Here is a 20,302-nt window from a genome sequence, read left to right as displayed (position 1 = left end):
ACGGGCCCGATCGTCCTACTCGGCCGGCACGCCCACCTCCGACCACGCCTTCAGGACCGCCTCGGTCTCGTCGCCCTCCCCGAAGCGGCTGCGGGACGCGGCCACTGTCAGCCGGGCGAAGTCCGCGAAGTCCGCGTCCACGGCCAGTTGACCGCCGGTGAGCACATCGAACCAGATCTGACCGGCCCGTTCCCAGGCGTTGCCGCCGAGCGCCGTCGCCAGTACGTAGAACGCGCGGTTCGGGATGCCGGAGTTCAGGTGCACCCCGCCGTTGTCCTGACTGGTGTGGACGTAGTCCTCCATCTTTCCGGGCTGCGGGTCCTTGCCGAGGACGTCGTCGTCGTACGCCGTCCCCGGCTCCTTCATCGAGCGCAGCGCGACGCCCTGGACCCCGGGGGCCAGCAGGCCGGCGCCGATCAGCCAGTCGGCCCGGTCCGCGCTCTGGCCCAGCGAGTACTGCTTCACCAGCGAGCCGAAGACGTCGGACACCGATTCGTTGAGCGCGCCGGACTGGCCGTAGTAGCTCAGATTGGCGGTGTACTGCGTCAGGCCGTGGGTCAGTTCGTGGGCGATGACGTCGATCGGCAGGGTGAAGTCGAGGAAGACCTCGCCGTCGCCGTCGCCGAACACCATCTGCTCGCCGTCGAAGAAGGCGTTGTTGTACTTCTCGTCGTAGTGCACGGAACCGATCAGCGGCAGTCCCTTGCCGTCGATCGAACTGCGGCCGTACGCCTTGAACAGGAGTTCGAAGGTGGCGCCGAGCCCCGCGTACGCGCGGTTGACGCTCGCGTCCTGCGTGGGCTCCTGGCCCTCGGCGCGGACCTCGGTGCCGGGCAGCTGGGTGCGGTGACGGCAGTCGTACATCGTGCGGTCGGGCTTGTCCGGCGCCTCGCCCTCGGTCTCGGTCCCGGGGGAGGCGGGCAGGGTGACGACCGTGGCCATCTGGCGCCGGGTGCGGCGGGCGGCGTCGCCCTCCAGGGTGCGGCGGGCCGGACCGGCGAGATCGGGGTTGTCCGACTGCGAGAGCTTGTCGAGGACATGGGGCGGCACGATGGTGCAGAAGACGGGGCGGAACCCGTGCTGTGACTGAGGGTGCATGCACCCGACTGTGGCATCGCGTAACCGGGATGTCACCGGTTGCGACGAGGATTGACGAAATGGAGTGATCGGTCACGCCTGGGCGTTTTAGGTGCCCGGTCCCGCATACTGATACGGGACGGACGCATGGGGCGCCCCTCGGCTAATCTCGTTCGCATCATGCGTTTCGGGCTGCTTCTTCTTAGCTGCCGCGGCGAGGGCCTGTAGTCGTAGGCCGACCCCCTCCCCGCGGAGTCTGGTGTTGCAGCGACACAGTCGGCCGTCCCATTGGTTGGACCCCGAGGAGCCGTACGACATGACCGCCGCACATCCCGCCCGGACGCCTGCAGAGACCGCCGTCGGCCGTCCGACGCCGATCACCAACGCCACCCATCTGCAGAAGCCGTCCGGGATGCCGATCCACAAGTACGGCCGCTACGAGGCCGTCGACATCCCCGACCGCACCTGGCCGGACAACCGGATCACCGTCGCGCCCCGCTGGCTGTCCACCGACCTGCGCGACGGCAACCAGGCCCTGATCGACCCGATGTCGCCCGCCCGCAAGCGCGAGATGTTCGACCTGCTCGTACGCATGGGATACAAGGAGATCGAGGTCGGCTTCCCGTCCTCCGGCGAGACCGATTTCGCGTTCGTCCGCTCCATCATCGAGGAGGGCGCGATCCCCGAGGACGTGACGATCTCCGTCCTGACGCAGGCCCGCGAGGACCTGATCGAGCGGACCGTCGAGTCCCTGATCGGCGCCCGCCGCGCCACCGTGCACCTGTACAACGCCACGGCCCCCACCTTCCGCCGGGTCGTCTTCCGCGGTTCCAAGGACGACATCAAGCAGATCGCGGTGGACGGCACCCGGCTGGTCATGGAGTACGCGGAGAAGCTGCTGGGCCCGGAGACGACCTTCGGCTACCAGTACAGCCCGGAGATCTTCACCGACACCGAACTGGACTTCGCCCTGGAGGTCTGCGAGGCGGTCTGTGACGTATGGCAGCCCGAGGAGGGCCGCGAGATCATCCTCAACCTGCCCGCCACCGTGGAGCGTTCGACGCCGTCCACGCACGCGGACCGGTTCGAGTGGATGTCGCGGAACCTGACCCGCCGCGAGCACGTCTGCCTGTCCGTCCACCCGCACAACGACCGCGGCACCGCCGTCGCCGCCGCCGAGCTGGCGATCATGGCGGGCGCGGACCGGATCGAGGGCTGCCTGTTCGGCCAGGGCGAGCGCACCGGCAACGTCGACCTGGTCACCCTGGGCATGAACCTGTTCTCGCAGGGTGTCGACCCGCAGATCGACTTCTCGCAGATCGACGAGATCCGCCGCACCAGCGAGTACTGCAACCAGATGGAGGTCCACCCGCGCCACCCCTACGCGGGCGACCTGGTGTACACCGCCTTCTCCGGCTCCCACCAGGACGCCATCAAGAAGGGCTTCGACGCCATGGAGGCCGAGGCGGCCGCCCGGGGCGAGGGCGTGACCGTCGACGACATCGAATGGGCGGTTCCCTACCTGCCGATCGACCCGAAGGACGTCGGCCGCAGCTACGAGGCCGTCATCCGGGTCAACTCGCAGTCCGGCAAGGGCGGGATCGCCTACGTCCTGAAGAACGACCACAAGCTGGACCTGCCGCGCCGGATGCAGATCGAGTTCTCCCGGATCATTCAGGCCAAGACCGACGCCGAGGGCGGCGAGGTCACCCCGTCGCAGATCTGGTCCACGTTCCGGGACGAGTACCTGCCGAACCCCGAGAACCCGTGGGGGCGCGTACAGATCCGCTCCGGACAGTCCACCACCGGTTCCGACGGCCGGGACACGATCACCGTCGAGGCGACCGTGGACGGCACCGACACCGTGCTGACCGGTGCCGGCAACGGCCCGATCTCCGCGTTCTTCGAAGCGCTGCAGGCCATCGGCATCGACGCCCGTCTCCTGGACTACACCGAGCACACCATGAGCGAGGGCGCCAGCTCCCAGGCCGCCTCCTACATCGAGTGCGCCATCGACGGAAAGGTCCTGTGGGGCATCGGCATCGACGCCAACACCACGCGCGCCTCGCTGAAGGCGGTCGTCTCCGCCGTCAACCGCGCCACTCGCTGACCCGGCGGGCCCGCAGGGGCCGCAGCCGCACGGCCGAGGACCCCGCCCCCACCGCTCATCTCCGGGGGCGGGGTTCGGCCATCTCCACAGTTGTGGTGATCGGGGTACTGACGTCACCTCATGACTGTGGTTAACATCACGTCCCACACGGCAATGTTGCCGGGCGCTACGGAGGTGTGCGACGTGCGGTCAGCCCTGGGACAACGCGCCATGAAACTGCGCATCTGCGGCATCCGCACCGTCTGGGACGCCGTCGGCGACGGGGAGTTCTTCTGCCCCGGCTGCGGAGGCGACCGCAACTACCGCCGCCTCACCGGACGCCGCCGCTTCGCCGTGCTCGGAGTGCCGATGCTGCGCCGCGGCACCACCGGCCCCGTCGTCGAGTGCGCCGCCTGCCGGGGGCACTTCGGCACCGACGTGCTCGACCACCCCACCACCACCCGGCTCTCCACGATGCTCCGGGACGCCGTCCACACCGTCACGCTCGGCGTCCTGGCGGCCGGCGGCACCAGTTCCCGCACGGTCCTGCGGACCGCGGCGGCCACCGTGCGCGGCGCCGGTTTCGACGACTGCACCGAGGAGCAGCTCTCCACCGTCGTCGAGGTCCTCTCCGCCGACATCGGCCACGGTTCCGCCTTCGACCCAGCGGCCGAGGCGTGCGGCGCGGCCCTCGCCATCGAACTGCACGAGGCGCTGGAACCCCTCGCCCCGCACCTGGCCCCCGCAGGGCGCGAGGCGATCCTGCTCCAGGGCGCCCGGATCGCCCTCGCCGACGGCCCGTACGGCCCCTCCGAGCGCGAGGTGCTGACCACGGTCGGCGGCGCGCTGCAGATCTGCGCCGAGGACACCGCCCGGCTGCTGGCCGCGGCCGCCCGCACCCCCTCCTGAGAGCCTGCCGGGCGGCCTCTGAGCGGGCGGCCACGCCCCGGCACGCGCGCTTCCCGCGCAGTCCTCGGCCGCCGCCCCGGGGAGCCGCGGGTCCGGCGGGCCGTTCCCGTGCCGGACAATGGACGCATGAGCTTGTTCCGGGACGACGGTGTGGTGCTGCGCACGCAGAAGCTGGGCGAGGCCGACCGGATCATCACGATTCTCACCCGCGGCCACGGCCGGGTGCGGGCCGTGGCGCGCGGGGTGCGCCGCACCAAGTCCAAGTTCGGCGCGCGGCTGGAACCCTTCTCCCACGTCGACGTGCAGTTCTTCGCCCGGGGCGGTGAGCTGATCGGCCGGGGTCTGCCGCTCTGCACCCAGAGCGAGACGATCGCCCCGTACGGTGGCGGGATCGTCACCGACTACGCCCGCTACACCGCGGGCACCGCGATGCTGGAGACGGCCGAGCGGTTCACCGACCACGAGGGCGAACCCGCGGTCCAGCAGTACCTGCTGCTCGTCGGCGGGCTGCGCACCCTCGCCCGCGGCGAGCACGAGCCGCACCTCGTCCTCGACGCCTTCCTGCTGCGCTCGCTCGCCGTGAACGGCTACGCGCCGAGCTTCGAGGACTGCGCGAAGTGCGGGATGCCCGGGCCGAATCGGTTCTTCTCCGTCGCGTCCGGCGGCGTCATATGCGGTGACTGCCGGGTGCCCGGCAGCGTCGTACCCTCGACCGAGGCCGTCCGTCTGCTGAGCGCCCTGCTCACCGGCGACTGGGCGACGGCGGACGCGTGCGAGGCGCGTCACGTCAGGGAGGGCAGCGGACTGGTGTCCGCCTACCTGCACTGGCACCTGGAGCGCGGGTTGCGCTCACTGCGGTACGTAGAGAAGTGACACAGGCGGATCAGGCACAGGGAGCGAGACAGTTCATGGCAGTACGCGGGATGCTCGGCGGCCGTAACCGGCGCGACTACAAGACACCGGAGCCGCACCCCTCCGGTGCCACGCCCCCGAAGATCCCCGGCGAGCTGGTGCCCAAGCACGTCGCCGTCGTGATGGACGGAAACGGCCGCTGGGCCAAGGAGCGCGGCCTCCCGCGCACCGAGGGCCACAAGGTCGGCGAGGGCGTCGTCATGGACGTCCTCAAGGGCTGCATCGAGATGGGTGTCAAGAACCTCTCGCTGTACGCGTTCTCCACCGAGAACTGGAAGCGGTCCCCGGAGGAGGTGAAGTTCCTGATGAACTTCAACCGGGACGTCATCCGCCGCCGCCGCGACGAGATGGACGAGCTGGGCATCCGCATCCGCTGGGTGGGACGCATGCCGAAGCTGTGGAAGTCCGTCGTCCAGGAGCTCCAGGTCGCCCAGGAACAGACCAAGGGCAACGACAGGATGACGCTGTACTTCTGCGTCAACTACGGCGGCCGGGCCGAGATCGCCGACGCCGCGCAGCGCCTCGCGCAGGACGTCGCGGCCGGGAGGCTGGACCCGTCGAAGGTCAACGAGAAGACGTTCGCGAAGTACATCTACTACCCGGACATGCCGGACGTCGACCTCTTCGTCCGCCCCAGCGGGGAGCAGCGCACCTCCAACTACCTGATCTGGCAGAGCGCCTACGCCGAGATGGTCTTCCAGGACGTGCTGTGGCCGGACTTCGACCGCCGCGACCTGTGGCGGGCCTGTCTGGAGTACGCCCAGCGGGACCGGCGCTTCGGCGGCGCGGTGGAGGCGGCCCCGGCCACGAAGGGCTGAGGAGACGGTCCGGACCGCCGGTTCCGCGGCCGGGCAACGGAAACGGGCCCGGGAGGCGGAATGGGGCCCCAGGAGGCGGAATGGGGCCCCGGGGTACGGAGACGGGGCCCCGGGGCACGGAAACGGGGGCCGACGGCAGTTCCGTCGGCCCCCGTCGCCGGGAGTGTCGGCCGTCTTCGGGCGTCGCGAGCCCGCCCTCTGCTGCTCCCGGCTCGTTACCCGTCCGTCCTGTCCGCGGAGCCCGTGCTCTTCGCGCACTCCGCGCAGGTCCCGAAGATCTCCACGGTGTGGGCCACGTTCACGTAGCCGTGCTGCGAGGCGATCCCCTCCGCCCACTGCTCCACCGCGGGTCCCTCGACCTCCACGGCCTTGCCGCACATCCGGCACACCAGGTGGTGGTGGTGTTCCCCGGTCGAGCAGCGCCGGTACACGGACTCGCCGTCCGTGGTGCGCAGCACGTCGACCTCGCCCGCGTCGGCGAGGGACTGGAGGGTGCGGTAGACGGTGGTCAGCCCGACCGAGTCGCCGCGGTGCTTGAGCACGTCGTGCAACTCCTGCGCACTGCGGAACTCGTCCACCTCGTCGAGCGCTGCCGCCACCGCCGCCCGCTGCCGGGTCGACCGGCCGCGTACCGGGGCCGCGTTCGTTCCACTGATCGGCGCTGTGGCCACAGCCGCCTCCTCGTGTCGCCCGTACTTGTGTCGGGCCATTGTGCCAGCCCACCCGGGCGCCGTGGTCACACTCGTAGATCATCCGCGGCCGGGCGGGCCGCCGGTACTTCCAGGGTGCACTCCCCGGTCACGGCCTCGCCTCGCCGGGCGCGCCTCCTGGCCAACGGCGTCGCGAGGGCGGTCAGGGCGACGAAGACCACGATGGCCAGCAGCACGATCGTCGCGCCGGGCGGGACGTCCTGGTAGTACGAGGTGATGGTGCCGGTCAGGGTCACCGCCGTACCGATGGCGACGGACAGCACGAACGTCACCTTGAAGGACCGGGCGATCTGCTGCGCTGCCGCGACCGGCACCACCATCAGCGCGCTGACCAGCAGCAGTCCGACGACCCGCATCGCCACGGTGACCGTCACGGCCGCCGTCACGGCGATCAGCAGGTTCAGCGCGCGCACCGGCAGCCCGGTGACCCGGGCGAACTCCTCGTCCTGGCTGACCGCGAACAGCTGCCGCCGCAGCCCCAGCATCACCAGCAGCACGAAGGCGGCCAGCAGGCAGATCGCGGTGACGTCCTCGCTGGAGACCGTGGCGAGGGAGCCGAAGAGGTACGAGGTGAGGTTGGCGTTGGAGCCGGCGTCGGAGAGGCTGATCAGCAGGACGCCGCCCGCCATGCCGCCGTAGAACAGCATGGCCAGTGCGATGTCGCCCCGGGTGCGTCCGTACCAGCGGATCAGTTCCATCACGACGGCGCCGACGACGGCGACCGCCGTGGCCATCCACACCGGGCTGGTGGAGAGCAGGAAGCCGAGGCCGACGCCGGTCATCGCGATGTGGCCGATGCCGTCTCCCATCAGCGCCTGGCGGCGCTGGACGAGGTAGATGCCGACGGAGGGGGCGATGACGCCGACGAGCACGGCGGCGAGCAGGGCCCGCTGCATGAAGGGGAGATCGAGGAATTCCATGGTCAGCTCAGCAGTCCGGTCCGGACGGGCTCGGAGGCCGCGTGGGGGTGTACGTGGTCGTGGCCGGGCAGGGCGTGCTGGCCCAGCGCCTGCGGGGGCGGCCCGTCGTGCATCACACAGCCGTCGCGCAGCACGATCGCGCGGTCGATCAGCGGCTCCAGCGGGCCGAGCTCGTGCAGCACCAGCAGCACCGTGGCACCGGCCGCGACCTGGTCGCGCAGGGTGGTGGCGAGGATCTCCTGGCTTGCCAGGTCGACCCCGGCCATCGGCTCGTCCATGATCAGCACCTCGGGTTCGGCGGCCAGGGCCCGGGCGATCAGCACCCGCTGGTGCTGCCCGCCCGAGAGCGCGTTCACCGAGTCCGTGGCCCGGTCGGCGAGGCCGACCAGTTCGATGGCCCGGTCCACGGCGGCCCGGTCGGCCCTGCGGAGCGGGCCGAGCCTCGTGCGCGAGAGCCGCCCGGAGGAGACGACCTCGCGGATGGTGGCGGGGACGCCGCCCGAAGCGGTGGTGCGCTGCGGCACGTACCCGATGCGGGACCAGGCGCGGAAGCGGCGCAGCGGGGTGCCGAACAGTTCGACGGAGCCCCCGGTGAGCGGGACCTGGCCGATGACCGAGCGGACGGCGGTCGACTTGCCCGAGCCGTTGGCGCCGAGCAGGGCGACGACCTCGCCGCGGTGGACGGCCAGATCGACGCCGCGCAGCACCGGACGCGCTCCGAGCGTGGCCGTGGCGCCGCGCAGGGCTATGACGGGTTCGGCCGTGGTGTTCCCGGTCTCGGGCATGAGTGCCTCCGGTGCTGCTGTGGCGGGTGTCGCGCGGGTCACTTGGTGCCGAGCGCCTTCTGGAGGGCGGCGAGGTTGGACCGCATGACCTCGATGTAGTCGGTGCCCTTGGACTTGTCCGTGATTCCCTCCAGCGGGTCCAGGACGTCGGTCCGCAGGCCGGTGTCCCGGGCGAGGGTCTTCGCGGTCTTGTCGCTGGCGAGCGTCTCGAAGAATACGGTGGTCGCCCCGTCCTTCTTCGTGATGGTGTGGATCGCCTTGATCCGGGCGGGGCTGGGCTCGGCCTCGGGGTCGACGCCGGCGATGCCCTCCTGGGTGAGGCCGTAGCGCTCGGCGAGGTACCCGAAGGCGGAGTGGGTGGTGATGAACGTCTTGGTGGCGGTGTTCCGCAGGCCGTTCGCGTACGCGGTGTTCAGGCCGTCCAACTCGGTGACCAGCGCCTCGGTGTTCTTGCGGTAGTCCGCGGCGTGGCCGGGGTCGGACTTCTCCAGGGACTTCCCGACGCCCTTGGCGACCTCGGCGTACTTCACCGGGTCGAGCCAGATGTGGGGGTCGGCCCCGGCCTCGTCCCCGTGGTGGTCGTGGTCGTCCCCGTGGTCGTGGTCGTGGTCGTCGGGGCCGGTCTCGGTGCCGTGGGTCTCCAGCTTCGTCAGCGTCGAGGCGTCGACGACGTCCTCGGCGCCGGACTGCTTGATGGCGTCGTCGACGGCGGGCTGGATGCCCTTGAGGTAGAGGACGAAGTCGGCGTCGCCGAGCCCGCCGATCTGCCGGGGGCTCAGTTCCAGGTCGTGCGGCTCCACGCCGGGCTTGGTCAGTGTGGTGACGGAGACGTGCTCCCCGCCGATCCGCTCGGCCAGGAACTGCATCGGGTAGAACGAGGCCACCACGTTCAGCTTGTCGCCGTTCTTGTGGTCGGAGGAGTCGGAGGAGGAGCAGGCCGTGAGGGCGGTGAGGCCGAGGACGGCGGCTCCGGCGACGGCGGCGGTCGGTATGAGGCGGCTGACGTTCATGACAGTCATTTTCAACAAAAGTGGAAACGATTGTCAACAAGGATGATGAGATGACCGCACGGTCGATCGAGCCGGTACCGATTTGATCCAGGGGCAGGCACCGCCGGTAACCTGAAGCATTCGCCCGCCTCGTCTCCTGAGCTCCACCCCACCGAGGCGCTACGAGCCACCCCTGTCCGTTTTCGTCGTCGTAATGAAGAGAGCACCGTGGCCGCCGACAAGATCGACTCCATCGTCAGCCTGAGCAAGCGCCGTGGCTTTGTTTACCCCTGCAGCGAGATCTACGGCGGCCAGCGTGCCGCCTGGGACTACGGACCGCTGGGTGTCGAGCTGAAGGAGAACCTCAAGCGCCAGTGGTGGCGCTACATGGTCACCTCGCGCGAGGACGTGGTCGGACTCGACTCGTCGGTCATCCTTGCCTCCGAGGTGTGGGCCGCCTCCGGCCACATCGCCACGTTCACCGACCCGCTGACCGAGTGCACCTCCTGCCACAAGCGCTTCCGCGCCGACCACCTGGAGGAGGCGTACGAGGAGAAGCACGGCCACGCGCCCGCGAACGGCCTCGCCGACCTCAACTGCCCCCACTGCGGCAACAAGGGCACGTTCACCGAGCCCAAGCAGTTCTCCGGCCTGCTCTCCACCCACCTCGGCCCGACCCAGGACTCCGGCTCGGTCGCCTACCTGCGCCCCGAGACCGCCCAGGGCATCTTCACCAACTTCGGCCAGGTGCAGCAGACCTCGCGCAAGAAGCCGCCGTTCGGCATCGCCCAGATGGGCAAGTCCTTCCGGAACGAGATCACTCCGGGCAACTTCATCTTCCGCACCCGTGAGTTCGAGCAGATGGAGATGGAGTTCTTCGTCAAGCCGGGCGAGGACGAGAAGTGGCACGAGTACTGGATGGAGCAGCGCTGGAGCTGGTACACCGGCCTGGGCCTGCGCGAGGAGAACATGCGGTGGTACGACCACCCCGCGGAGAAGCTCTCGCACTACTCCAAGCGCACCGCTGACATCGAGTACCGCTTCCGCTTCGGCGGCAGCGAGTGGGGCGAGCTGGAGGGCGTCGCCAACCGCACCGACTACGACCTCAAGGCGCACTCCAAGGCGTCCGGCACCGACCTGGCGTACTACGACCAGGAGGCCGGCGAGCGCTGGACCCCGTACGTCATCGAGCCGGCGGCGGGTGTCGGCCGCGCGATGCTCGCCTTCCTCCTCGACGCCTACATCGAGGACGAGGCGCCCAACGCCAAGGGCGTCATGGAGAAGCGCACCGTGATGCGCCTCGACCCGCGTCTCGCGCCGGTCAAGGTCGCCGTCCTCCCGCTGTCCCGCAACCCGCAGCTTTCGCCGAAGGCCAAGGGCCTCGCCGCCGACCTGCGGCAGAACTGGAACATCGAGTTCGACGACGCGGGCGCCATCGGCCGCCGCTACCGCCGCCAGGACGAGATCGGCACGCCGTTCTGCGTCACCGTCGACTTCGACACCCTGGACGACAACGCGGTGACCGTGCGCGAGCGCGACACCATGAAGCAGGAGCGCGTCTCGCTCGACCAGATCCAGGCCTACCTCGGCGCCCGACTGCTCGGCTGCTGACACACCGCCCCGCAGGGGCATGCCCGGCCGGAGCCCCCGATCTCCCGTACCGCGTACGGAGGGAGCGGGGGCTCTGCCGTGGTCCGTACGCGTCCGGCGCGAGCGGAAAATCCGGCTGCGGCCACCGACGGCACCGGGGTACGGTTGCGCCATGTCTTCGTTCTTCCAGATCTACGAGTGAGAGCGCGGCGGGTCGGAGCACCCGCCGCCCACCGGATCGATCAAGGATCAAAGGTCGCCCCAGACCTCACTTCTCACCACGAACGGGAGAACGCCGTGGCCAAGAGCCGCAACAACCTCCTCGGTGTGGGCGGACAGCGCAAGAAGCTGTCCCGCGCCGACCAGCAGGGCACCGGCCCCGCACATCAGGCCGACCGCAAGGCGGCCGCCGACCAGAAGCAGGAACTGCTGCGCCGGATGCGTGAGCGCACGCAGCCGGGACCGGACGCCGAGTCGGCCGAGTCGGCGCCCGAGTCCGCCGGGGCATCGGCGGACGACACCGCGCGGTCGGAGACGGACGGACAGGACGCCCCCGCGCGGGACTGACGCCGCCTCAACACCCGTACGACCTCACGACCGTGGGCCCGGATCACCTGGAGTGGTCCGGGCCCACGCCCGTGTGCGGGGCCCGCCGTCCGCCCGCCGGTCCCGGGCGTTCATGACACCGTGCGCGGCAGCCGCAGACTCAGCAGCGTGGTCAGCACCACCGCGGCGAGTTGGACCAGCAGGGTCACGACGAGCGCGTCCCGCATTCCCGAGCCCGGGGCGAGGGAGAGGAACAGCGTGCCGAGGGTGGCGACGCCGAGTGCCAGCGCGGCCTGTTGCGTCGTCGTCATCACCCCGCCGCCCACCCCGGCGCGTGCGGTCGGCACGTCCGAGAGCACGATGCGGAACAGCACGGGCAGTTGCAGCCCCTGTCCGAGGCCCGCGACCGCCACCCCGGGCAGCAGCTCCCACGGCCCGAGCCCCGACCACCGGTGCCACACCGTGAACGCGAGGGCCAGCACGCCCGCCGCCTGGATCAGCCCACCGGCCGTCACGACCCGGCTGCCGAACCGCCGGACCAGACGCGGACCGGCCAGCGACGCCACGAAGAAGGCGACCGCCATCGGGGCCAGCGACAGACCGGCCGCCGCCGGGCCCAGCCGCAGCCCCTGCTGCAACGCCACCGCGATCACGAACATGAAACCGCCGAAGCCGATCGAGAACGGCACCACCAGCGCCAGCCCGCGCCGCAAGGAGTCCAGCCGCAGCAGGCTCGGCGGCACCAGCGGGGTCCGCCCGAGCCGGTCGGCCCGCCGCTCGACCCGGTAGAAGGCATACGAGACGAACGGGAACAGGGCCAGCGAGACCCGGGTCCACACCGGCCAGCCCGCCGCACGCCCCTCCGTCAGCGGGGCGAGCAGTGTCACCAGCGAGGCGGCCAGCAACAGGGTGCCCGGTACGTCGACCGGCGCGGGCCGCTGCGAACGGGTCTCCGGCACCCAGCGGGCGGCCAGGACCAGCCCCACCGCCGCCACCGGAACGTTCACCAGGAACACCGAGCGCCAGCCCGCCCCCGCCCCGAACACCGACGACAGCGGTGCGGCGGCGACGAGCACGCCGCCCAGGATCTGGCCCGCGACCATGGACAGCCCGGCCGTCGCTCCGTACAGGCTCAGCGCCCGGGCCCGCCGGTGCCCGGAGGTGGCCGCCTGGATGGTGGCGAGGACCTGCGGCAGCATCAGCGCCGCCGCGGCGCCCTGAGCCACCCGGGCTCCGACGAGAGTCCAGGCGTCGGGCGCCAGTCCGCAGGCGAGCGAGGTGACGCCGAAGGCGGCGATGCCCAGCAGGAAGAGACGGCGTCGTCCGGCCGTGTCGCCGAGCCTGCCGCCGAGGACGAGCAGTACGGCATAGGCCAGGCCGTAGCCCGCGACGACCAGTTCGAGCAGCGCGGGCCCCGCGTCCAGGTCGTGGTCGATCGTCGGCAGGGCGACGTTCACGATGAAGAAGTCGATGAGCGGCAGCGCCGCGCCGAGGAGCACGGTGAACAGCCCGAGCGTGCCGAGCACCGGGGCGGGGTGATCGTGCCGTACCACGCGGGTGGTGCCGGTGGCCGCTTGCGTCCGTACAGGTGATTCGTTCACGCCGACGAGAATCCCCGCTCCGCCAGCCTGGTACCAGAGTGTCGTTATCCTGGTATCAACGGCACCTGGCAGCGCACGCGGAGCTGCGGCGGGTGGTTCGGCAGGCTGGGGGCATGAGGACGATGGCGAGTGAACGGGGCGGCGTGCGCGCGGGGGCCGGTACGTCCGCTCCGGCGCGGGGCACTGTGCCCGCCGGGGACCACGGCCCGTCCGTGCCCGCCGGGGGCCACCGGGGCCGCGTTCCGTCCGGGGACGACGTCAGACGGCAGGAGCTCGCCGAGTTCCTGCGCAGCCGCCGCGAGCGGATCACCCCCGAGCAGGTCGGGCTGGTCCGCGGCCGTCGCCGTCGCACCCCGGGCCTGCGGCGCGAGGAGGTCGCTCAGCTCTCCGCCGTCGGCGTCACCTGGTACACGTGGCTGGAGCAGGCCCGTGACATCCAGGTGTCGTCCCAGGTGCTGGACGCGCTCGCCCGCGCCCTGCTGCTCGACCGCACCGAGCGCCGCCACCTCTTCTCGCTGGCGGGCGCCGTCGACCCGTCGCCCGGCGCCGACTGCCCGAGCGTCACCCCGGCGCTGCGGGAGATGCTGCGACAACTGGACCCCGTCCCGGCCTGCGTCCAGAACAGCCGCTACGACATCCTCGCGTACAACCGGACCTACGGGCGGTTGTTCTGCGACCTGGACGCCGTCGCTCCCGAGGACCGCAACTGCATGCTCCTCGTCTACACCAACCCCCAGTGGCGTGCCGCCGTCGTCGACCTCCCCCGGACAGCCCGGCTGATGGCCGCCAAGTTCCGGATGTCGATGGCCGAGCATCTGGCCGAGCCCGCGTGGAAGGCGCTCCTGGCACGGCTGGAGGCGGCCTCGCCGGAGTTCCGGGAGAACTGGGCGCGGCACGAGGTGGTGGGCCCCGGCGACCGGACCAAGGTCTTCCGCAACGCCCGCGTCGGGCTGCTGCGCGTCGACCACACCGATCTGTGGCTCGGACCGTCGTCCGGTCCGCGCATGGTGACGTACACCCCCGCCGACGACGAGACCCGGCGGCGGCTGGAACGCCTTCAGGCCCTGGAGCCCGCCGAGGCCTGGTCCCCGGCGGAGGCCGCCGCCGGTGTCTCCAGCCGCTGAGCGGTCCGGCGCGCCGTCTCCCGCGCCCAGCGCCCGCTGGTCAGCGCCCCCACCAGCAGGACGGACACCCCGCACCCGGTGAGGATCCACCAGGCGGGTCCGGCCGCGTCCACGAAGGCGTCGGCGTACGCGGCCCCGCGCGGTGATCCGGTCCCGGCCACGCCCGCCGCGAGCACCGCACCGATCACGGCGACCCCGAGCGTCCCGCCGACCTGCCGGCTCGTCGAGGCGACCGCCGCCGCCACCCCGGCCTGGGAGCGCGGCATCCCGGAGACTGCCGTGTTGGTGATCGGCGCGTTCACCATCCCGAAGCCGAGACCGAACAGCACGTACCCGGTGAACAGCAGGACATTGTCCGTCTCGGCGCCGAACACGGCGAACAGCAGCCCGCACGCCGTCATGGCCACGCCGGCCACCAGCAGCGGCAACCGCGGCCCGCGGCTGCCGACGAGCCGCCCCGACAGCGGGGCGCAGACGAAGGTGAGCGCCGCCATCGGCAGCATGTAGAGCCCGGCGTGCAGGGCGCTCAGCCCGCGCACGTTCTGGAGGTACAGCGTGTTGAGGAAGAGGAATCCGCTCAGCGCGGCGAAGGCCGAGACAGCGATGGCGGTCGCGCCGCTGAACGGGGCACTGCGGAAGAACCGCAGATCGATGAGGGGTTCGGTGCGTCGGCGCTCGTAGAGGAGCAGTCCGGCGAGGGCCCCGACGGCGATGACCGCGAACGTCAGGATGCGCGGTGACGTCCAGCCCGCCGACGGCGTCTCGATGATCACGTACGTCAGCGAGCCCAGCAGTGCGATCACCAGGAGCTGGCCCACCGGGTCGGGCCGACGCGGCTTCGGGGCGCGGGATTCGGGCACGTAGCGCCAGGTGAGCAGCAGCGCGACGAGCCCGACCGGCAGATTGACCCAGAAGATCGACCGCCAGCCGACCGAGTCCACCAGCAGGCCACCGACCACCGGGCCCGCCGCCATGGAGATGCCGACGACACCGCCCCACACCCCGATGGCGCGGGCCCGCTCGCGCGGGTCGGTGAAGGTGTTGGTGATGATCGACATCGCGACCGGGTTGAGCATCGAACCGCCCACCGCCTGCACCATCCGGAACGCCACGAGCGATTCCAGGTTCGGTGCCAGCGAGCAGAGCAACGAGCCGAGGGTGAAGAGGACCAACCCGGTCCGGAAGACTCTTCGGCGCCCGATCCGGTCGGCCGTGGAACCCGCGAGCATCAGCAGCGAGGCGAGGACGAGGGTGTAGGCGTCGATGGTCCACTGCATGCCCGCGACCGTGGCGTGCAGTTCCTTCTGCATGGAGGGCAGGGCGACGTTCAGGACGGTGTTGTCGAGACTGACGATCAGCAGGCTCATGCAGCAGATCGCCAGCACCAACTGCCGTCGGCGGGGGCTCAGCTCGGGCATACATGGATAGTACGGTTAACTAACGAACTCCGCCGAGAGGGCGGTCCCGCCGGGCCGGTGCGCGCCGTACGGGACAATGGGGCCATGACCACGCTCGCCCCGCCCCTCCCTCAGCTCCGGATCGGCCCGCACCTGGTGCAGCCGCCGGTGGTGCTCGCGCCCATGGCCGGCATCACCAACGCCCCGTTCCGCACCCTGTGCCGGGAGTTCTCCGGCGGCAAGGGGCTGTTCGTGAGCGAGATGATCACCACCCGGGCGCTGGTCGAGCGCAACGAGAAGACCATGCAGCTCATCCACTTCGACGCGAGCGAGACCCCGCGTTCGATCCAGCTGTACGGGGTGGACCCGGTCACCGTCGGCAAGGCCGTGCGCATGATCGTCGACGAGGACCTGGCCGACCACATCGACCTGAACTTCGGCTGCCCGGTCCCCAAGGTGACCCGCAAGGGCGGCGGCTCCGCGCTCCCGTACAAGCGGCCCCTGCTGCGCGCGATCCTCCACCAGGCGGTCTCCCACGCGGGCGACCTGCCGGTCACCATCAAGATGCGCAAGGGCATCGACGACGACCACATCACCTACCTGGACGCGGGCCGGATCGCCGTCGAGGAGGGCGTCACGGCCGTCGCCCTGCACGGCAGGACGGCCGCCCAGCACTACGGCGGCACCGCCGACTGGGACGCCATCGCCCGGCTCAAGGAACACGTCCCGGAGATCCCGGTGCTGGGCAACGGCGACATCTGGTGCGCGCAGGACGCCCGCCGGATGATGCGCGAGACCGGCTGCGACGGCGTGGTCGTGGGGCGGGGCTGCCTGGGCCGCCCCTGGCTCTTCGGCGACCTGGTGAGCGCGTTCGACGGCACGGGGACGACGCGGGCGCCGCGCCTGCGCGAGGTGGCGGACGTGATGGTGCGGCACGCGACGCTGCTGGGGGAGTGGATCGGCGACGAGGCCCGCGGCGTGATCGATTTCCGCAAGCACGTCGCCTGGTACCTCAAGGGTTTCTCGGTCGGTTCGGAGATGCGCAAGAAGCTGGCGATCACCTCCTCGCTGGACGAGCTGGCCGGGCAGTTGCACGAGCTGGACCTCGACCAGCCGTGGCCGGACGGCGCGGACGGGCCGCGCGGGCGCACCTCGGGCAACAACCGTGTGGTGCTGCCGGACGGCTGGCTGAAGGACCCGTACGACTGCGCGGGCGTGAGCGCGGACGCGGAGCTGGACACCTCCGGCGGCTGAACACGGACGCGGAGCCCGATCTTCCGGCGGCGGCTGAACGCGGAAAGGTCCCGGCCTTCTGGCCGGGGCCTTTCCGCGTTCGCGGCGCGGGCCGACTCCATAGGCACCGCGTGCCGCGCCGTTCAGTGCGCTCATCTGAGCGCAATATCCGGCCAGATTCAACGCTATTCGGCCGCAAGTCCACCGTCGCAGGCCTGTTCTCGGTGTCGAATGCCCGTTCCCCTCACGCTCGGCATCGAGGTGATGATCAAAGAGTGACCTCGCGGTGCCGCTCGCACGTCCGAATGGTGACATCTGAGCGCGGACCGTAGAGTGATTCTCGCCACCTTGAGAGTTGACTCGCTCAGATGAGCGCAATTTTGAGGGATGCATTTCTCAAATGATGGCACTCCGTGCCATGGGTCTCCGCTTTGATCGATCGATGCTTCCGTTGCGCTGAGTGCCCGGATCGGCGAACATCGATGACGACGAGTGGTTACTCGTTCAAGAAGTGAACACATTCCTCCGATGAGAGGAGTATTCGTGTCACTTTCGATCTGCTGGCGGACGGGTGGTTGAGGCCCCATGACGCGCAAGTGGACGTACCCAGAAACCTTCGATCTGGGTATGTTCCTCGCCGTCAGGGCAGCCACCGCGTCTTCGAGGAGTCGAGACCCGTGTCGGAAAACAAAGATCCCCACGTATCCACCCCGGAATCCTCGGAGCCCCGGAGCCAGAAGTTCGTTTACGACTTCACCGAGGGCAACAAGGACCTGAAGGACCTTCTCGGCGGCAAGGGCGCCAACCTCGCCGAGATGACCAACCTCGGGCTCCCCGTGCCCCCCGGCTTCACCATCACCACCGAGGCGTGCAAGGTCTACCTCGACAGCGGCGAGGAACCGACGGAGCTGCGGAACGAGGTCAGCGCGCATCTGGACGCGCTGGAGACGCGGATGGGCAAGAAGCTCGGCCAGACGGACGACCCGCTGCTGGTCTCGGTCCGCTCCGGCGCGAAGTTCTCCATGCCCGGCATGATGGACACGGTCCTCAACATCGGCCTCTCCGACGACTCCGTGGCGGGCCTCGCCACGCAGGCGGGCGACGAGCGGTTCGCGTGGGACTCCTACCGGCGCCTCATCCAGATGTTCGGCAAGACCGTGCTCGGTGTCGACGGCGACCTCTTCGAGGAGGCGCTTGAGGCGGCGAAGGAGGCCAAGGGCGTCACGGTCGACGTGGATCTCGACGCGGCCGACCTGAAGAAGCTGGTCAAGCAGTTCAAGAAGATCGTCTCCCGGGACGCCGGACGCGACTTCCCGCAGGACCCGCGCGAGCAGATGGACCTGGCGATAAGGGCCGTCTTCGACTCGTGGAACACCGACCGGGCCAAGCTCTACCGCCGTCAGGAGCGCATCCCCGGCGACCTCGGTACGGCCGTCAACGTCTGCTCGATGGTCTTCGGCAACCTCGGCCCCGACTCCGGCACGGGTGTCGCGTTCACCCGCGACCCGGCCAGCGGTCACCAGGGCGTCTACGGCGACTACCTGCAGAACGCGCAGGGCGAGGACGTCGTCGCCGGCATCCGCAACACCGTGCCGCTCGCCGAGCTGGAGTCGATCGACAAGAAGTCGTACGACCAGCTGATGACGATCATGGAAACCCTCGAAACGCACTACAAGGACCTGTGCGACATCGAGTTCACCATCGAGCGCGGCCGGTTGTGGATGCTCCAGACCCGGGTCGGCAAGCGCACCGCCGGCGCGGCCTTCCGGATCGCCACCCAGCTCGTCGACCAGGGCCTGATCGACGAGGCCGAGGCACTCCAGCGGGTCAACGGGGCGCAGCTGGCGCAGCTGATGTTCCCGCGCTTCGACGACGACGCCGTGACCGAGCTGCTGGGCCGGGGCATCGCCGCCTCGCCCGGTGCCGCCGTCGGCAAGGCCGTCTTCGATTCGTACACCGCGGTGAAGTGGTCCCGGTCCGGCGAGAAGGTCATCCTGATCCGCCGCGAGACCAACCCCGACGACCTCGACGGCATGATCGCGGCCGAGGGCATCCTGACCTCGCGCGGCGGCAAGACCTCGCACGCCGCCGTCGTCGCCCGCGGCATGGGCAAGACCTGTGTCTGCGGCGCCGAGGACCTGGAGGTCGACACCAAGCGGCGCCGGATGACGGTGGGCGGCCGGGTCGTCGAGGAGGGGGACGTCGTCTCCATCGACGGCTCAACCGGCAAGGTGTACCTCGGTGAGGTGCCCGTCGTGCCGTCCCCGGTGGTCGAGTACTTCGAGGGCCGGATGCACGCGGGCGCCGACGACGCCGACGAACTGGTCGCCGCCGTGCACCGGATCATGGCGTACGCGGACCGGATGCGCCGGCTGCGGGTCCGGGCCAACGCCGACAACGCCGAGGACGCGCTGCGCGCCCGCCGCTTCGGCGCCCAGGGCATCGGCCTGTGCCGCACCGAGCACATGTTCCTCGGCGAGCGGCGCGAGATGGTCGAGAGGCTGATCCTCGCGGACACCGACGCCGAGCGCGAGACCGCGCTGGAGCAGCTGCTCCCGCTCCAGAAGGCCGACTTCATCGAGCTGTTCGAGGCGATGGACGGGCTGCCCGTCACCGTACGGCTGCTCGACCCGCCGCTGCACGAGTTCCTGCCCGACATCACCGAGCTCTCGGTGCGGGTCGCGCTCGCCGAGGCCCGCGAGGACGCCAACGAGAACGACCTGCGGCTGCTCCAGGCGGTGCACAAGCTGCACGAGCAGAACCCGATGCTCGGTCTGCGCGGGGTCCGGCTCGGACTCGTCATCCCCGGCCTGTTCGCCATGCAGGTACGGGCGATCGCCGAGGCCGCGGCCGAGCGCAAGAACGCCAAGGGCGACCCGCGCGCCGAGATCATGATCCCGCTCGTGGGCACGGTCCAGGAGCTGGAGATCGTCCGCGAGGAGGCCGACCGGGTCATCGCCGAGGTCGAGGCCGCCACCGGCACCCGGCTGAAGCTGACCATCGGCACGATGATCGAGCTGCCGCGCGCCGCGCTGACCGCCGGGCAGATCGCCGAGGCCGCGCAGTTCTTCTCCTTCGGCACGAACGACCTCACCCAGACCGTGTGGGGCTTCTCCCGGGACGACGTGGAGGCCTCGTTCTTCACCGCGTACCTGGAGAAGGGCATCTTCGGGGTGTCGCCGTTCGAGACGATCGACAAGGACGGCGTCGGCTCGCTGGTCCGCAGCGCCGTCGAGGCCGGCCGGGCCACCCGCCCGGACCTGAAGCTCGGCGTCTGCGGCGAGCACGGCGGCGACCCGGATTCGGTGCACTTCTTCCACGAGGTGGGTCTGGACTACGTGTCCTGCTCCCCGTTCCGCATCCCCGTCGCCCGCCTCGAAGCGGGACGCGCGGCGGCGGAATCCGCGGGCAGCGACAGCCGCTGACGCGACACCGCGTCCCCGTCCCCTCTCCCGGAGCCGCCGTCGGCCGTCGGACCCTCACCGGCCCGGCGGCCGCTCCGGGGAATCCGGAGGCGGGGGGGGCCCCGGGGGGGGGGGGGCCCCCCCGGCCCGGGGGGGCCCCCCCCCCCCCCCCCCCCCCCCCCCCCCCCCCCCCCCCCC

The 20,302-nt window shown here is 70.6% G+C and carries 16 protein-coding genes; 9 read left to right on the top strand and 7 right to left on the bottom strand.

What is annotated here, in order from left to right; all coding sequences use genetic code 11:
- Positions 1 to 15: 15 nt before the first annotated feature.
- Positions 16 to 1,098 carry a M4 family metallopeptidase gene (locus tag ACF1CT_RS13915; RefSeq protein WP_391784038.1) on the bottom strand — a complete coding sequence of 361 codons (1,083 nt, stop codon included), beginning with the start codon at positions 1,096 to 1,098 and terminating at the stop codon, positions 16 to 18.
- A gap of 295 nt (positions 1,099 to 1,393) precedes the next feature.
- Here ACF1CT_RS13915 and leuA point away from each other — a divergent pair, with 295 nt between their 5' ends.
- The 4 genes from leuA to ACF1CT_RS13895 all read left to right on the top strand — a co-directional run bounded on the left by leuA (position 1,394) and on the right by ACF1CT_RS13895 (position 5,805).
- Positions 1,394 to 3,187 carry a 2-isopropylmalate synthase gene (gene leuA / locus ACF1CT_RS13910; protein WP_391784037.1) on the top strand — a complete coding sequence of 598 codons (1,794 nt, stop codon included), beginning with the start codon at positions 1,394 to 1,396 and terminating at the stop codon, positions 3,185 to 3,187.
- 153 nt (positions 3,188 to 3,340) lie between these two features.
- Positions 3,341 to 4,075, top strand: coding sequence for a TerB family tellurite resistance protein (locus ACF1CT_RS13905; RefSeq protein WP_391784036.1), 735 nt, complete (start codon positions 3,341 to 3,343; stop codon positions 4,073 to 4,075).
- A 126-nt stretch (positions 4,076 to 4,201) separates the two neighbouring features.
- On the top strand, positions 4,202 to 4,948 hold the full coding sequence (gene recO, locus ACF1CT_RS13900; protein WP_391784035.1) for a DNA repair protein RecO: 747 nt from the start codon (positions 4,202 to 4,204) through the stop codon (positions 4,946 to 4,948).
- Positions 4,949 to 4,983: 35 nt separating this feature from the next.
- The gene (locus tag ACF1CT_RS13895) at positions 4,984 to 5,805 is read left to right on the top strand and encodes an isoprenyl transferase (protein WP_391784034.1); all 822 of its coding nucleotides are present in this window, start codon (positions 4,984 to 4,986) and stop codon (positions 5,803 to 5,805) included.
- Positions 5,806 to 6,020: 215 nt separating this feature from the next.
- Here the strand turns inward: ACF1CT_RS13895 and ACF1CT_RS13890 are convergent, their stop codons facing one another.
- From ACF1CT_RS13890 to ACF1CT_RS13875, 4 genes are all read right to left on the bottom strand, one after another.
- On the bottom strand, positions 6,021 to 6,476 hold the full coding sequence (locus ACF1CT_RS13890) for a Fur family transcriptional regulator (protein ID WP_391784033.1): 456 nt from the start codon (positions 6,474 to 6,476) through the stop codon (positions 6,021 to 6,023).
- A 65-nt stretch (positions 6,477 to 6,541) separates the two neighbouring features.
- Positions 6,542 to 7,435, bottom strand: coding sequence for a metal ABC transporter permease (locus ACF1CT_RS13885; RefSeq protein WP_391784032.1), 894 nt, complete (start codon positions 7,433 to 7,435; stop codon positions 6,542 to 6,544).
- A gap of 2 nt (positions 7,436 to 7,437) precedes the next feature.
- Positions 7,438 to 8,220: a metal ABC transporter ATP-binding protein gene (locus tag ACF1CT_RS13880; protein WP_391784031.1), complete on the bottom strand. Its 783-nt coding sequence runs from the start codon at positions 8,218 to 8,220 to the stop codon at positions 7,438 to 7,440.
- 38 nt (positions 8,221 to 8,258) lie between these two features.
- Entirely contained in the window at positions 8,259 to 9,230 is a 972-nt protein-coding gene (locus tag ACF1CT_RS13875) for a metal ABC transporter substrate-binding protein (RefSeq protein WP_391784030.1), read from the bottom strand.
- 207 nt (positions 9,231 to 9,437) lie between these two features.
- Here ACF1CT_RS13875 and ACF1CT_RS13870 point away from each other — a divergent pair, with 207 nt between their 5' ends.
- Together ACF1CT_RS13870 and ACF1CT_RS13865 are read left to right on the top strand one after the other, a co-directional pair.
- The gene (locus ACF1CT_RS13870) at positions 9,438 to 10,820 is read left to right on the top strand and encodes a glycine--tRNA ligase (protein ID WP_391784029.1); all 1,383 of its coding nucleotides are present in this window, start codon (positions 9,438 to 9,440) and stop codon (positions 10,818 to 10,820) included.
- A gap of 276 nt (positions 10,821 to 11,096) precedes the next feature.
- The gene (locus tag ACF1CT_RS13865) at positions 11,097 to 11,366 is read left to right on the top strand and encodes a DUF6243 family protein (RefSeq protein ID WP_391784028.1); all 270 of its coding nucleotides are present in this window, start codon (positions 11,097 to 11,099) and stop codon (positions 11,364 to 11,366) included.
- Positions 11,367 to 11,476: 110 nt separating this feature from the next.
- On the opposite strand, the gene ACF1CT_RS13860 is transcribed toward ACF1CT_RS13865, so the two are convergent.
- Positions 11,477 to 12,946, bottom strand: coding sequence for an MFS transporter (locus ACF1CT_RS13860; protein ID WP_391784027.1), 1,470 nt, complete (start codon positions 12,944 to 12,946; stop codon positions 11,477 to 11,479).
- A gap of 113 nt (positions 12,947 to 13,059) precedes the next feature.
- On the opposite strand from ACF1CT_RS13860, the gene ACF1CT_RS13855 reads away from it, so the two are divergent.
- A complete protein-coding gene (locus ACF1CT_RS13855) occupies positions 13,060 to 14,070 on the top strand; it encodes a helix-turn-helix domain-containing protein (RefSeq protein ID WP_391784026.1) in 1,011 nt (336 codons plus the stop codon).
- Here the strand turns inward: ACF1CT_RS13855 and ACF1CT_RS13850 are convergent.
- Complete coding sequence (locus ACF1CT_RS13850; protein ID WP_391784025.1) at positions 14,004 to 15,488, bottom strand: MFS transporter; 1,485 nt, start codon at positions 15,486 to 15,488, stop codon at positions 14,004 to 14,006. The genes ACF1CT_RS13855 and ACF1CT_RS13850 overlap by 67 nt on opposite strands.
- An 84-nt stretch (positions 15,489 to 15,572) precedes the next feature.
- Between ACF1CT_RS13850 and dusB the strand changes: the two genes are divergently transcribed.
- Both dusB and ppdK read left to right on the top strand, forming a co-directional pair.
- A complete protein-coding gene (gene dusB / locus ACF1CT_RS13845; RefSeq protein ID WP_391784024.1) occupies positions 15,573 to 16,721 on the top strand; it encodes a tRNA dihydrouridine synthase DusB in 1,149 nt (382 codons plus the stop codon).
- A gap of 656 nt (positions 16,722 to 17,377) precedes the next feature.
- Positions 17,378 to 20,125 carry a pyruvate, phosphate dikinase gene (gene ppdK / locus ACF1CT_RS13840; RefSeq protein ID WP_391784023.1) on the top strand — a complete coding sequence of 916 codons (2,748 nt, stop codon included), beginning with the start codon at positions 17,378 to 17,380 and terminating at the stop codon, positions 20,123 to 20,125.
- The last annotated feature ends 177 nt before the right edge of the window (positions 20,126 to 20,302 follow it).

Source organism: Streptomyces sp. NPDC014734 (genome assembly GCF_043083325.1).
GTDB lineage: Bacteria > Actinomycetota > Actinomycetes > Streptomycetales > Streptomycetaceae > Streptomyces.
This window is presented reverse-complemented; position numbering and strand designations above follow the sequence as displayed.

Bases quoted from the DNA above. Each gene is read 5' to 3' on its own strand.
- dusB (WP_391784024.1), top strand. From the start codon at position 15,573: ATGACCACGCTCGCCCCGCCCCTCCCTCAGCTCCGGATCGGCCCGCAC.
- ACF1CT_RS13850 (WP_391784025.1), bottom strand. From the start codon at position 15,488: ATGCCCGAGCTGAGCCCCCGCCGACGGCAGTTGGTGCTGGCGATCTGC.
- ACF1CT_RS13915 (WP_391784038.1), bottom strand. From the start codon at position 1,098: ATGCACCCTCAGTCACAGCACGGGTTCCGCCCCGTCTTCTGCACCATC.
- recO (WP_391784035.1), top strand. From the start codon at position 4,202: ATGAGCTTGTTCCGGGACGACGGTGTGGTGCTGCGCACGCAGAAGCTG.
- ACF1CT_RS13855 (WP_391784026.1), top strand. From the start codon at position 13,060: ATGAGGACGATGGCGAGTGAACGGGGCGGCGTGCGCGCGGGGGCCGGT.
- ACF1CT_RS13885 (WP_391784032.1), bottom strand. From the start codon at position 7,435: ATGGAATTCCTCGATCTCCCCTTCATGCAGCGGGCCCTGCTCGCCGCC.
- ACF1CT_RS13905 (WP_391784036.1), top strand. From the start codon at position 3,341: ATGTTGCCGGGCGCTACGGAGGTGTGCGACGTGCGGTCAGCCCTGGGA.
- leuA (WP_391784037.1), top strand. From the start codon at position 1,394: ATGACCGCCGCACATCCCGCCCGGACGCCTGCAGAGACCGCCGTCGGC.
- ACF1CT_RS13895 (WP_391784034.1), top strand. From the start codon at position 4,984: ATGGCAGTACGCGGGATGCTCGGCGGCCGTAACCGGCGCGACTACAAG.
- ACF1CT_RS13875 (WP_391784030.1), bottom strand. From the start codon at position 9,230: ATGAACGTCAGCCGCCTCATACCGACCGCCGCCGTCGCCGGAGCCGCC.
- ACF1CT_RS13880 (WP_391784031.1), bottom strand. From the start codon at position 8,220: ATGCCCGAGACCGGGAACACCACGGCCGAACCCGTCATAGCCCTGCGC.